We start from the raw sequence: 12,364 nt of genomic DNA, 5'->3' as shown, positions 1-12,364 counted from the left end.
GTGCTGTCCCGGAGCCTGGGCCGCCTGCTGCTGGTCCCCCGTCGCGCCGTCCGCCTGCTCGCCGCCCTCCTCGGCGTCAGCTGATAGCGCCCGCGGTGATCGGATCCGTCGAACTCGCCGAACTGCGCGGCTGGTTGCGGACGGCCAAGGGCATCCGGACCTTCGACGGCACCGCCCGGCGGGCCGGCGCGCTGGGGCTGCATGTGTGCGCGTGCACGCCGCGCCGGGCTCTGGACGGTCGGCTGCCCACCCGCCGCACCGTGATCACCTTCGTCCGGGGCGCCGGCGCCGACGAGGCGAGGGCCGGACAGCTGTGACAGGCCACCGCGGCCGCCGCCCACCGGCCGCCCGCCCGCGCCCGGTACGTGCCAGGCCGGATCCTGGGCCGGGCTATGCGGCTCATCCGCGCCGCGGCCGGCAGCCCGTCCCCGCGTACCCTGGCCGCCGCGTCCGAAGCCGCAGGCCGGCCGGCTTCACGCGTAGCGCGCACCCCAACACCCTGACCGCGAGCATCTGCTGCAGCAGCCGGTCGCACGCCGCGCCGGACCCGGCGCGTACCGGCCGTGTGGTGCCCGCCGCCACGGGCGTGGGGTGGGCGGCCCGTGGTGTATGTACACACCTCAAGAGAGTGCCGCTCCGACAATCCCTTCCGGCCCAATGCGAAGCACAGGGCCGGAAGGGATCAAGCTATGCCCTGTCGAGGAAGAACTTCTCGTCGCCGCCGCCGTTGGCGTTGTACTGGCAGTTCACCGTTCCGCCGGGGCCGGTGGCGGTGGTGACCCCGCTGCCGGTCACCATGCGCAGGAAGATGTTGGTGAAGGTCGCCGACTCGAAGGAGAACGAACCGTCTGGCTGGGCGCGCGCACGGAACTTCTCGTAGGGGCCAATGAAGGACTGGCAGTTGACCGTACCCCCGCCGCTCATGTTGGTCGGCACCCCGGTGCCGTCCATGCGCAGGAACACGCTGGGGAAGGCCACCGACTCGAACGCGTACGAGCCGTCGGCCTGCGGCCGGACCTTGAACGTCGTCCAGGCACCGGTGCCGTACTGACAGTTGACCTTGCCGCCGCCGGGATCGCTGGGGGCGGTCACGCCGGTCCCGTCCATACGCAGGTACACGTTCGGGTAGTGCGTCGACTGGATCGTGATCGGAGTGTCTCCGAGCTTCGCGAAGTCGGCTTCCGATAAGGCCATGTTGGCCGTTCCTTCCGTCTGGAGCTATCGCGGACGAGATGGATGAGCGCCGTCGTCGGCAGATGTCGCGGCGCTGATGTGATGACGTGAACGGGGCCGCAGCGAGGTTCCCGTTCAGCGAATACCGCGTCGCGGCGGGGATCCTCTGGATCGAACCGAATTGCCCTACCGGGTCCGTGCCCGGCCTCCCGTGAGCGTGAAGGGAGAAGTCCGTCAAAGCGCAGGAGAGCGTTGAATGCCGCAGTAAGAAACGCTTTCCGCCCCCTTTTCCTGCAGTAGCAGGCCCGGTACGGACTGTATGGGGGTGGGCACAGTCTGTCTACCCCCGGCACTTCGGAGGGGTATGCAGCGCCCTGGTTCCCGCAGCCCCTTCCGGTGGGTCGGCACACCGGCCTGATCCCGGTCCCGGACGCGTCGTCTTACCAGCAGTCCCGGACCCGCCGTCGAGGTGCTGGACGTCGACGCCATCCCGATGACCAGTGAGAACGTGGCTGAGCAGGACGCTGTCGAGTCGGCAGCGGCTGTGTCGGTGAAGGCCGTGGACGCCCAGCTGATCGACGAGCTGGTGAGCCGCGCCCAGGCCGAGGGACTGCAGTTGACCGGCGAGGGCGGACTGTTGCAGCAGCTGACCAGGCGGCTGCTGGAGTTCGCGCTGGAGGGCGAGATCACCGATAACCTCGGCTATGACAAGCACGCTCCGGCGGGCAAGAACCGGTGGCAACTCGCGCAACGGCACACGCTCCGAGACGGTGCTGACCGACGTGAGGCCGGTGGAGATCGTCGTGCCTCGCGACCGGGACGGCTCCTTCGAGCCGAAATGCTGCGGCTCCCGGGACGTGTCGGGGGTGACGCGCGGTGAGGGCATGGCGGGCAGCGGGTTGCAGGCGAGCGGCGCCCACCGGTCGGCGTTAACGTTGCGCCGGTACCAGTCGGCGGTCTCCCCCAGGCCGGCCTGGAAGTCGTGGTCCGGCTTGTAGCCGAGGGCGGCGAGCTTGCCCCAGTCCATGGCGTACCGCAGGTCGTTGGACATTCGAGGAGTGGGTGACGCAGACCGGCGCCCCATACGTGTGCCAGTGGCTGAGGGCGACCGGATCGCCGGCGGCCTTGGAGGCGGCGTGGGGGACGGTCGGGCGCAGCGGGTGGTCCTCGGTGGCCGCGCCTGGCTGGCCCAGACCTCGCGGGGCAGGCCGAGGGCCTTGGCGGCGTCCCGCAGGATCCGTTTGCCCTGGGGCGGGTCGCTGATCTTGTGCTCGGCGGGCAGCTGGTAGGAGAGCTCGATCAGGCCGCGGAGTACCGCGAGGAGGGCTTCCGGTGAACTCCGCCGCCGCGTGACCCTCGTCCACCGGGGTCTTCTCGGAGGACCAGGTCAGTCCGGGTCCCCGGTGGCCTGGAGGCGGCGCAGGGCCAGGATCAGATTGCCGCTGCCGAACGTCGCGAGCGCGGCGACGCCCCACAGGGCCGCCGTGACACCGGCCCGGTCCAGCACGGCGCCCGCGGCCAGGAAGCCCAGCGGCCCGGCCAGGGTGCCGATCGTGATCACCGCCTGCAACACCTTGGGCCCGAAGCCGTCCGGCAGCCGGGCGGAGAGCACGCCCATCAGCGGCGCGTTCGCCAGGGGCACGGCGGCCGATGACAGGCCGACGGCGACGACGAGCACGCCGGCTGGCGCGGGCACCAGGAGCATCCACAGGGGCAGGGCGACGCAGACCAGGGCCGTACAGGCGAGCCGTACGGGGGCGACCCGTGCCGCCAGCACATAGGCGGCCACCGAGCCCACCATGCCACCGGCGCCCACGGCGGCGATCAGCAGGCCGCCGACCCTGGCGTCCCCGTCGAACCGGGCGAACGCCAGCACCGGCATGGTGATCATCAGGGTCCGCAGCATCAGCCCGAACACCACGGTGGACAGCATCGCCCGGCTCAGGAACCAGTCGCCGCACAGATGCCGCACCCCCGCCCACACGCCGCGGGGCCCGGCCGCGGACCCTCCGGCCCCGCCACCCCCTGCCGGGACGCGGCGCAGCAGCAGCAACCCGGAGAAGGCGAACGTGGCCGCGTCCAGCCATACCACCGATGTGGTCCCCACCAGCGGGATCAGCGCGCCCGCGAGCGCCGGTCCGGCGAACGCCGAGCCGTTCTGCACACCCCCCAGCGCGCTGTTGGCGCGGGCCAGAGAGCGGGCGTGCGGGCTCAGCAGTTCCATCGCCAGCACCCGCTGTGCCGCGTAGTACGGAACGGCCAGCGTCCCGAGTGCCGCGACGATCGCCACGAGGACGGCCAGATCGAGCGCGCCCAGGGTCTGCAGCAGCGGGATCAGCGCCACCACCGGAGCGCGGGCGAGATCGGAGACGACCATGGTCCGGCGGGCGCCCAGGCGCTGGATGACCTCTCCGCCCGCGAAGCCGAGCAGCGCCATGGGCAGCACCTGGGCCGCGAAGACCAGGCCCGCCCGGGTGGCCGAGCCGGTGGTCTCCAGCACGAGCCAGGGCAGCGCGAGCATGGTCATCTGGGTGCCCAACGCCGTCACCGCGCCCGCGACATAGACCGCCGTCAGCGCACGGCTCGGCCTGCCGCCCGGTGTGCCGTTCGGCGCTCCGCCGCGCGGGACGGGGGCTGTGCCGGGCCGGGTCGCCGCGATCGTCATCGGGTCGCCTCTTTCTCCTCGGTGGGTCCGGGCCATGTGGTCGCCCCCGCACCCTGTCGCCCGCCCACCGTCCGGTGCCAGGGAAGGACCGGCAACAGCTCACTGCCGGTGCCGCCGCGCTTTCTTCCCTGCCACGCGGACCGCCCGTCCGGCAGTGTGATGGCCGTCGGAGCCCACCACAGCCAAGGGCACCGACGAAGGCCACCGGCGGCGGAAGCGGACACCAGCGAAGGGAGGGACGGCGATGAGCGGCGGTATCGGAACGGCGGTGCACGTCCCCTCCTTCGCCGCCCGCGACGGACGGCGAGCGGTCGAGACCCGGTATGTGGACGGTCTCCCGCAGATAGTGGCCTGGGATCTGACGACGGGTCAGCGCCGCCAGGCGACCACCGCACCGCTGGGTGTGGAGACCGCCGCCATCGAGCCGGACGGCCACGGCCTGTGGTGGTTCGACGCCGCTCCCGGCGGTCAAGGCCACTGGCTGCGCGGGCCGTTCGAGGGCGGGCACCCGCGCCCGGCGCTCGACGGCATACCCGCCGGGCGGATGCACGGCCTGGCCTTCGACCCCCGCAGCGGCCTCGCCGCCGTCGGCGTCGGGGTCGCGGACCGCACGCGGTACTACCTCGGCCGGCCGGGCGAGCGCGCCCGCCTGGTGGCCGAGGAGCCCGGCTATGCGGCAGTGGTGGGCCTGGCCCCCGGCGGCCGGCTGCTGGCCACCGCGGGGTACCCGGCCGGACCGGCCGCGGTCCGGCTGTGGTCACCGGCCTCCGGCGTGCTCGTGGACGCCATCCCCGGCGCAGCGGGGGACGGCGACGGCGGCGCGGTGTGGGCGCTGGGCTTCCGCCCGGACCTCGCCACCGCACGGCCGGAACTGCTGCTCGTCCTCGAACGCGCGGGCCGCTACACCCTGGCCTTCTGGCGGCAGGGCGAGGGGATCCGTACGCACGGTCCCGGCTCCGCCCTCGACTTCGACACGGAGATCACCGCCTGCTGGTACGGGCCCGGCCGCACGGCGCTGGTCCAGCAGGACCGGGCGGGACGCAGCCGCCTGCTCCGCGCCGACCTCGACCGCGGTACGACGACGGCGCTTCCCACGCCCGAGGGCACGATCATCGACTTCTCCTGCGCACCCGACCGCACGGTCCACTGTCTGTGGAGCCGCGACGGCGAACCGCCCCGGCCACTGATCTGCCACCCGGAAAGTGCGGAGCACCCGGAACCCCCGAAACATCCCGACCGCACCGGCCACTCCGGCCGCTCCACGACGGCGTCACGCGGCACGGCGCCCGGCGGAACGACCGGATCCAGGCGCCGCGAGCTGTGGACACGTCGGCCGTACGGGCAGATCCACAGCTTTGTGGCCACCCCGCCCGGCCGCAGCGCGGGCCACCGCCCCTGGCCGACGGTCTTCCTCGTCCACGGCGGGCCCCACACCCACGACCGGGACGCCTATGACGCCCGGACCGAGGCCCTGGTCCGGGCCGGATTCGCCGTGGTGCGCACCAACTACCGCGGCTCGACGGGCTACGGCCCCCGCTGGCGGGACGACTTCGGCCACCGGGTCGGCCTCGCCCAGCTCGAAGACCTCGCCGCGGTGCGCGGCCACCTCATCGACGCGGGAGTCTCGGAGCCGGGCCGTACCGGCCTGTGCGGCTACTCCTGGGGCGGCTATCTGACGCTGCTGGCGATGGGCGTCCAGCCCCGGCTGTGGGACGTGGGGCTGGCCGTCGCCCCGGTGGCCGACTACACGGCGGCGTACCGGGCGACGACGCCGGCGCTGCGGGAGGTCGACGACCGCCTCTTCGGCGGCACCCCCGAGCAGGTGCCACACCGCTATCGCGCGGCCTGCCCGATGACCTATGTGGGCCGCGTACGCGGCCCGCTCTTCCTCGCCGCCTCGGCGGACGACGAGAAGTGCCCTCCGGAACAGATCGAGCGCTATCTCGCCGCGCTGCGGCGCCGCGACGTCCCGCATCGCGTCCGGTGGCTCGGCGGCGGACACGACGTGGGCCGTGACCCAGCCGGATACGCCGCCGCCTGGGCCGCCATGGTGCGCTACGCCGACGACGCGCTGCGCGCCTCCCCCAGAACCGCCGACCGCCGCAACAGCGGGCGGACCGGCTCGCACCACCCCGTCCACCACACCGAAGAAAGGTCAACCCCATGAAGCGTCACGGACTGCGCGTCGACCCCATCAGCGCCACCGAGCGGGAGCGCGGCCTCATCATTCCGCCGAACACCCATGCCGCCCTGGACCAGGCGGTCCCGGTCCGGCCGAACGGCCCGGCGCGGACCTGCGCCACCCGCACGAAGAAGAACACGGAGAAGAAGTCGCCTCTGCAGTGAGCCCAAGCAGCGCCGTAGCGGGGTGCCACGCCCGGCACCCCGCCGCGGCGCCGGCCGTACCGGTGAGGACAGGAAAACATCATGACCACAGCTACGGCAGCGACGGCAGCACCCCGGACGAACAGCCCCCGGCCGGACAAGCCCGGGACGACGGAACCGCGCCAGAACCCGCCGACGTTCCTCAGCGACCCGTACCCGACCCTGGCCAGGTTGCGGCAATCGGCCCCGGTCTCCGTGCTGCACAGCGACGGCGGCCTGCGGCTGTGGATCATCCCGCGCTACGTCGATGTCCGGGCCGCGCTCTTCGACCGCCGCTTCGCGCAGGATATGCGGCGCGCCCAGGCCCTGGCCGACAGCCGGGTCGAGGGCGTCAACCTGGGCACCGAGATCACCCATATGCTCAGCAGCGATCCGCCCGACCACACCCGCCTCCGCCGCGTGGTCCAGGCGGCGTTCAGCCGCAAGCGGGTCGAGGCGATGCGGCCGATGGTCGAGCGCATCACCCTCGAACTCCTCGACGGCCTGGACGCGGCAGCCGCGCGCCACACGACCCGCACCACCACCGCCACGGTGGACCTGGTCCGTGACTTCGCCTTCCCGCTGCCGATCCTCGTCGTCTGCGAACTGCTCGGCTTCCCGCCCGAGGACCGCGACCTCTACCGGAAGTGGTCGACCGCCATCGTCACCCAGGAGGGCGACCACGCGGCGTTCCAACGAGCCGTCCAGGAGATGGGCTCGTACGTCCTGGCCATCGCCGACCGGCGCATCCGCCGCAATGACCGTCCCGCCGATCTGCTCACCGAACTGCTGGCGGCCCGCGAGCGCGGGGAGCTGACGGACGACGAGATCGTGGGCATGGTCGCCCTGCTGCTGATCGGCGGGCATGAGACCACCGTGAACCTGCTGAGCACCTCCTGCCTCGCGCTGCTGCGCGATCCCGGCCAGGCCGCATGGCTGCGCGCCGATCTCACCCGGATGCCCAGGGCCGTCGAGGAGTTCCTGCGCTACGACTCCCCCATCTGCATGGCCACCACCCGCTTCACCACCGAGCCGGTGGACGTCGGCGGGGTGGAGATCCCGCAGGACGAGTTCGTGCTGCTGTCCCTCGGCGCGGCCAACCGCGACCCGGCACGCTTCCAGGACCCCGACCGCCTCATCCTCGACCGCCGGGACGCCGGCCATCTCGCCTTCGGCGGTGGCATCCACCGCTGCCTCGGGGCCCTGCTCGGCAAGCTGGAGACCGAGATCGCGCTCACCGCGCTCCTCGACCGCTTCCCCGGAACGACCCTGGCCTGCCAGGAGCACGACCTGCGCTGGCGCAACACGATGATGCTGCGCGGCTTGGAGGCGCTGCCCCTCACCCTGCGCCGCTGACCCCCGCCCTGCCTCCCGCACCGTCGCGGCCTGGGCCGGGCCGGTCAAGGAGAACGGGACACGGGGTGCGCAAGGTGGAACCGCGCCAGACGTACGGCAGGCGAACGGGCCGCCGACCGACGCCGACCCGCCGGTCCGCCGATCAGGCGCCCGCCCGGGACGGCCGCCTGCACTACACCGGGCACACCACCATGCCGTCCCAGGCCGCCGGCCACGCCCTGGCCGGCGAACTGACTCCGCCGAGGGGCACGTATCCGTGGGAGGGATGGACGCTCTCCGCAACCCCGCGCCCCTGGCCTGACCGACTCTGTGGAAGCATCCCGGCTCCTGGCCGACCTGGCACGCGCCGGATGGTCCGCCACCACAGTGGATCTCAGAGGCCGCGCAGAGAGGTGGCCGGTCATGGGCGGCGTCGGGGACGTGTGTCCCAGCGGTGGGTGGTCCAAGCTCGGCGGAGCAGATTACGTACGGTGGACCAAGACCGCCTCCGCGTGGCGTGGACGCGACGGGGGTGGCGCGCGGAGTACCGGTTCCGGCTGCTCCGTGAGCCTGACGGCGCGGAAGATCAGGGCGCGACGAGTGCGGCGCTGTACCGGAAGCCTCCGATGGATGTGCCGAGATGGTACGGCCCTGTGATCTGTGTGGCGTTGGATGTACCGGCTGTCGGTCAGTCACGTCCGCACCGGGCGGGGCCGGCTGTCAGCTGACGTCTTGCGGTGGCGGGAAGCGTCGGCGCTTCTTCATCCACAAGGCCGCGCCCCCGGCCGTGATCACGCCGGCGATGGCAAGGGCGGGCCCGCCGAGGGTGATGATTCGCTGGAGGGACGCGGCGGCACCGTAACCGGCGCCGGCTTCGGCGGTGGCCCACAGGCAGGCGGCGGTGGCGCTGTAGGGGGCGATGCAGCGGTAGGACAGGCTGGTGGCGCCTGCGAAGTGGGGGGCGAGGGTGCGTACGACGGGAATGAAGCGGGCCAGCAGGATGGCTCGGCCGCCGTGGCGGGCGGTGAGGGCCTCAGCGCGGTGCCAGAGGGGGGCGGGGACGCGGCGGGCCGCGCGGCCGGTGCGGAGCCGCTGACCGAGAAAGCGGCCGGTGCGGTGGGCGAGGAGGTCTCCGGCGATGACGGCGCCGGCCGCGGTGGCGATGACGAGAGGGAGGCTGATGTGGCCGGCGCGGGCCAGCGCGCCGGCGGTCAGCAGCAGGGTGAGGGTCGGGACGAAGGCGCCGACCAGGAGGATCGACTCGGCCAGCACGGCCAGGGCCAGCACCCCGTAGGCGGCCGGCGGGGGGAGGTGGGCGAGGAGGTCGGTCAGGACGTGCATCTACGGACTCACCTGGTCCAGGCGGCGCTGTGCTGACCGTCGGCGGAGGGCTGGGAAGGCAGCGGGGGGAGTTGCAGGTGCCAGACGTGGGCGGGTGGCAGGTTGGCCCACACGCTCCAGCGGGCGGTGGCGTAGCGGCGCTGGTAGGCGGTCATCACGTGGTCCACGGCGGCGTGCCGGCGTGCTTCGGACTGTGAGGCGAGCAGGGTGCGGGCGCGTCGGGTGCCGAGGTAGGCGAAGTAGGTGAGGGTTCCGCCGGGGTGGAGCAGCTCCAGATAGCGGCCCATGATCCGTTCCACGGTGTGGGGGGCGAAATTGGTCAGCGGCAAGCCGGAAACGATCACGTCGTACCGCTGGTCGGTGTCGAGGTCCTCGACGAGGCTCTGGTGGACGGTGATGTCCGCGGACCGGGACGTCGTGCGGGGGTGGGTGGCGGCGAGGATGCGCAGCTGGTCGGCGAAGCGGGGATTGGCCTCGACGATGTCGAGGCGGCTGCCGCGGGGAAGGCGGGGGATCAGATGCCGGGTGACGGCGCCGGTGCCGGCGCCTGCTTCCAGGACGGCCAGCGGGCGGGGCGAGCGGCTGCGGACGGGCTCGGTCAGGGCGTGGGCGAGGGCCTTACCGCTGGGGGCGACCGCGCCGGTGGTGCGCAGATCACGGGCTGCTTCGATCAGAAACATCCAGCCGTCGGCTTCGCGCTGCGCCAGGACACGTCGGTGGGAGGTGGTCCAGTCATCCATGTAGATGACGCTAGGAATCGCCGCCCGGCAGCAGATCCGCCGTTCTTCGACGGCTTTCCCCGACGAAAGTAGGGGGTGGGCGTCGCCGGTCGTCGGGGGGCGGCGGGCGGCTGTCTGCCTAGGATCGTGACGGTGAACAGCAGCAGCATTCAGGCGTGGGTGGTGGCCGTCGGGCGCGGCGCGGCCGTGACGTTCTTCGCCACCGTCGCGACGGTGAGCGCCGCGCAGCGGTTCAGCGACGGCCGGTATGTGGTTGCCATCATTGCCTCGGCCGTGGCGTGCGCGGTGGTGCTGCTCGTGCCGCGGCTACGCTGGCCCATCGCGCCCATCGTGGTCGCCGCCGTCACCGCGTGGTGGGGGTGGGTCGGCACGTTGCTGCTGGCGCTTGTCATGTATGACCTGGCTGCGGCCCGCCGGACGCGGGCGGCGGTCCTCTGCGCCGCCGCCGCGCTGGGCGCCAACCTCGTTGGCTATCCGCCGACCCGGCTGTGGCACCAGCAGACGTACGTCACCGCGCTGTTCCTATGGGCCTTCGCGTATGTCGTCGGCCTGTGGATCGGCAACCGCCGGCGTCTGGTGCGGGCGCTGGCCGCCGATGTGGAGCACCTGCACGTCGAGGCGCAGCTGCGCGAGGAGGCCGCGCGCATCGCGGAGCGGTCCCGGATCGCGGCGGAGATGCACGACGTCCTCGCCCACCGGCTCAGCCTGATCGCCCTGCACACGGGCGTGCTGGCCACCCGCAGCGACCCCCTTCCCGGACCAATCGCCGAACGACTGGCTCTACTGCGGGACGCCTCCACGGAAGCCCTCGCCGACCTGCGGGACGTGCTCGGTGTGCTGCGTACTCCCGGCACCGCACCGAACAGTGCCGATGCTGTGCCCGCGCCGGTTCCCGGCGACGTCCAGCAACTGGTGGACGACGCCCGCGCCGCCTCCCAGCCCATTGCCATGACGGTCCACGGCCGGCCGGAGGACGCGCCCACCACCCACCGCCTGGCCGTGTACCGCATCGTGCAGGAAGCCCTGACCAACGCCCGCAAGCACGCCGACGGCGCCCTGGTGACCATGAGGATCGACTACCGGCCGCCGGCCACGCTGGTGGAGGTCACCAACCCCGCCGGTCCCCCCGGGCCGGCGGCCGCCGCCGGTTCCGGTTACGGGCTCGTCGGCCTGCGCGAACGCGTCAGCGCCCTCGGCGGCCATCTGACCGTGGGACCGGCCGGCGCGGGCTCCTGGCGCCTGGCCGCGCGCATCCCCCACCCGGCCGACACTGAAGAGAACGGCACTCCCGCATGATCCGCGCAATGATCGTCGACGACGCCCTGGTACGCCTCGGCCTGGCCGACCTCCTCGACAGCGACCCGGAGATCGACCTCGTCGCCCAGGCCGCCGACGGCCTCCAGGCGATCGAACGGGCCAGCGCCCACCGCGTCGACGTCGCCCTGGTCGACGTGCGCATGCCCCGCATGGACGGCATCACCGCCACCGCCCGGCTGAGGGCGCTGCCTCACCCGCCGAAGGTCATCACTTTGACCACCTTCGACCTCGACCAGTACGTCTACGACGCCCTTGCCGCCGGAGCCGACGGCTTTCTACTCAAGGACACCGATCCCGCCGAGATCCTGCGCGCCGTCCACCTGGTGGCAGCCGGCTCCGCCATGCTCCACCCCGCCGCGGCCCGCCGACTCATCGACCGCTACCACACCGGCAACCAGCCGAAGGCCACCGCCGCGCGGGCCCGGCTTGAGCGGCTCACCCCCGGGAGCTGGACGTTCTGGCCCTGCTCGCCCAGGGCGAGACCAACGCTGACATTGCCGCCCGCCTCGCGATGCGGGAAAGCACCGTCAAAGCCCACGTCAGCCGTATCCTCACTGCCCTGGGCGTCACCAACCGCGTCCAGGCCGCCCTCCTGGCCCGCGACGCGGGACTGCCCACCTGATCAAACGGGCAGGTGGCTGGGTGACGTCGTGCCGGTTGCCGCCGGTGAGCGTGACGGCGAGCGGGGTTCCGTGACGGTCGACGATCAGGTGGTGTTTCGAGCCCGGGCGGGCGCGGTCGACGGGCGAGGGGCCGGTGTGTTCCCCCCTCTTGAGGGCCCGGACGTGGGACCCGACCGCGGCGCAGTCGTCCAGGTCCAGCGGGTCGGCGCGGCGCAGCTCGGTCAGCAGGGCGGCGTGCAGGCGAGGCCGGACGGCTGCCGCGGTCCAGTCGCGTAGCCGGCGCCACGCCGTCATGCCGGTGCAGCCCACGGTCTCCGCGGGGACGTCGCGCCAGGCGTCCCCGGTCCGTAGCACGTACAGGACGGCGGCGAGTGCCGCGCGGTCAGGGAAACGCCCGCGCCGGGATGGGCCGGCTCGGTTGACCCGAGCCTTAGGGCTACGCCGATCCGTGTGCGGTGAGCCGGGCGCGCAGTCGGGCCGCGTCCTGCATCGGTGGCAGGCCGTGGATGGCCCGGTACTCGCGGCTGAACTGGGTCGCGCTCTCGTACCCGACGGCGTGGGCGACCTGGGCGGCGGTGACGTCACCGGTCAGCAGGCGGCGTGGGGCCGCCAGCAGCCGCAGGTGCTTGACGTCCCTGCCTCGGCCGCGCTCTCCTCCAGATCGGCTGTGCGAACCGGTCGACGACCTGGGCGACAACCGCGCGGAAGGAAGACGTACGCGAACGCGCTGCTGGCCACCACGGAGGCCGCCCGGCGACTAGAGGTGAACAAGATCAACGGGGCCAGGGGAGCAACCCCGGCACTCT

The 12,364-nt window shown here is 72.8% G+C and carries 10 protein-coding genes and 3 pseudogenes; 7 read left to right on the top strand and 6 right to left on the bottom strand.

The features are described from left to right. Window positions 1–95 precede the first annotated feature (95 nt). Window positions 96–317 carry a hypothetical protein gene (locus BLW85_RS37575; RefSeq protein WP_074995891.1) on the top strand — a complete coding sequence of 74 codons (222 nt, stop codon included), beginning with the start codon at window positions 96–98 and terminating at the stop codon, window positions 315–317. A 370-nt stretch (window positions 318–687) separates the two neighbouring features. Here BLW85_RS37575 and BLW85_RS37570 read toward each other — a convergent pair whose 3' ends face one another. Continuing rightward, on the bottom strand, window positions 688–1,194 hold the full coding sequence (locus BLW85_RS37570; protein ID WP_070025704.1) for a fascin domain-containing protein: 507 nt from the start codon (window positions 1,192–1,194) through the stop codon (window positions 688–690). Between the two features lie 472 nt (window positions 1,195–1,666). On the opposite strand from BLW85_RS37570, the pseudogene BLW85_RS37565 reads away from it, so the two are divergent. Continuing rightward, a pseudogene (locus BLW85_RS37565) lies at window positions 1,667–2,027 on the top strand (transposase); the annotation flags it as partial. Window positions 2,028–2,560: 533 nt separating this feature from the next. Here the strand turns inward: BLW85_RS37565 and BLW85_RS37555 are convergent. Beyond that, complete coding sequence (locus BLW85_RS37555; protein WP_074995889.1) at window positions 2,561–3,838, bottom strand: MFS transporter; 1,278 nt, start codon at window positions 3,836–3,838, stop codon at window positions 2,561–2,563. A 244-nt stretch (window positions 3,839–4,082) separates the two neighbouring features. On the opposite strand from BLW85_RS37555, the gene BLW85_RS37550 reads away from it, so the two are divergent. From BLW85_RS37550 to BLW85_RS37540, 3 genes are all read left to right on the top strand, one after another. Further along, on the top strand, window positions 4,083–6,005 hold the full coding sequence (locus tag BLW85_RS37550; RefSeq protein ID WP_074995888.1) for a prolyl oligopeptidase family serine peptidase: 1,923 nt from the start codon (window positions 4,083–4,085) through the stop codon (window positions 6,003–6,005). Continuing rightward, the gene (locus tag BLW85_RS37545) at window positions 6,002–6,184 is read left to right on the top strand and encodes a hypothetical protein (RefSeq protein ID WP_070025708.1); all 183 of its coding nucleotides are present in this window, start codon (window positions 6,002–6,004) and stop codon (window positions 6,182–6,184) included. The genes BLW85_RS37550 and BLW85_RS37545 overlap by 4 nt, the downstream gene beginning before the upstream one ends. Before the next feature lie 81 nt (window positions 6,185–6,265). Further along, entirely contained in the window at window positions 6,266–7,558 is a 1,293-nt protein-coding gene (locus BLW85_RS37540; RefSeq protein WP_244175004.1) for a cytochrome P450 family protein, read from the top strand. 699 nt (window positions 7,559–8,257) lie between these two features. On the opposite strand, the gene BLW85_RS37535 is transcribed toward BLW85_RS37540, so the two are convergent. After that, window positions 8,258–8,878 (bottom strand): DedA family protein, encoded by a 621-nt coding sequence (locus BLW85_RS37535; protein WP_070025709.1) that lies wholly within the window; start codon window positions 8,876–8,878, stop codon window positions 8,258–8,260. Between the two features lie 8 nt (window positions 8,879–8,886). Next, a complete protein-coding gene (locus tag BLW85_RS37530; RefSeq protein WP_074995886.1) occupies window positions 8,887–9,618 on the bottom strand; it encodes a class I SAM-dependent methyltransferase in 732 nt (243 codons plus the stop codon). Window positions 9,619–9,750: 132 nt separating this feature from the next. Here BLW85_RS37530 and BLW85_RS37525 point away from each other — a divergent pair, with 132 nt between their 5' ends. Then, window positions 9,751–10,914: a sensor histidine kinase gene (locus BLW85_RS37525; RefSeq protein ID WP_079172572.1), complete on the top strand. Its 1,164-nt coding sequence runs from the start codon at window positions 9,751–9,753 to the stop codon at window positions 10,912–10,914. Next, a pseudogene (locus BLW85_RS37520) lies at window positions 10,911–11,557 on the top strand (response regulator). Before BLW85_RS37525 ends, BLW85_RS37520 begins: the two are co-directional and overlap by 4 nt. On the opposite strand, the pseudogene BLW85_RS37515 reads toward BLW85_RS37520, so the two are convergent. Both BLW85_RS37515 and BLW85_RS40485 read right to left on the bottom strand, forming a co-directional pair. Continuing rightward, a pseudogene (locus BLW85_RS37515) lies at window positions 11,511–11,993 on the bottom strand (transposase); the annotation flags it as partial. The pseudogenes BLW85_RS37520 and BLW85_RS37515 sit on opposite strands and share 47 nt — an antisense overlap. Window position 11,994: 1 nt before the next feature. Next, window positions 11,995–12,255 (bottom strand): helix-turn-helix domain-containing protein, encoded by a 261-nt coding sequence (locus BLW85_RS40485; RefSeq protein WP_074995884.1) that lies wholly within the window; start codon window positions 12,253–12,255, stop codon window positions 11,995–11,997. Between the last annotated feature and the right edge of the window lie 109 nt (window positions 12,256–12,364).

The sequence above is a fragment of the Streptomyces misionensis genome (genome assembly GCF_900104815.1).
In the GTDB taxonomy this organism is placed as follows: domain Bacteria; phylum Actinomycetota; class Actinomycetes; order Streptomycetales; family Streptomycetaceae; genus Streptomyces; species Streptomyces misionensis.
This window is presented reverse-complemented; position numbering and strand designations above follow the sequence as displayed.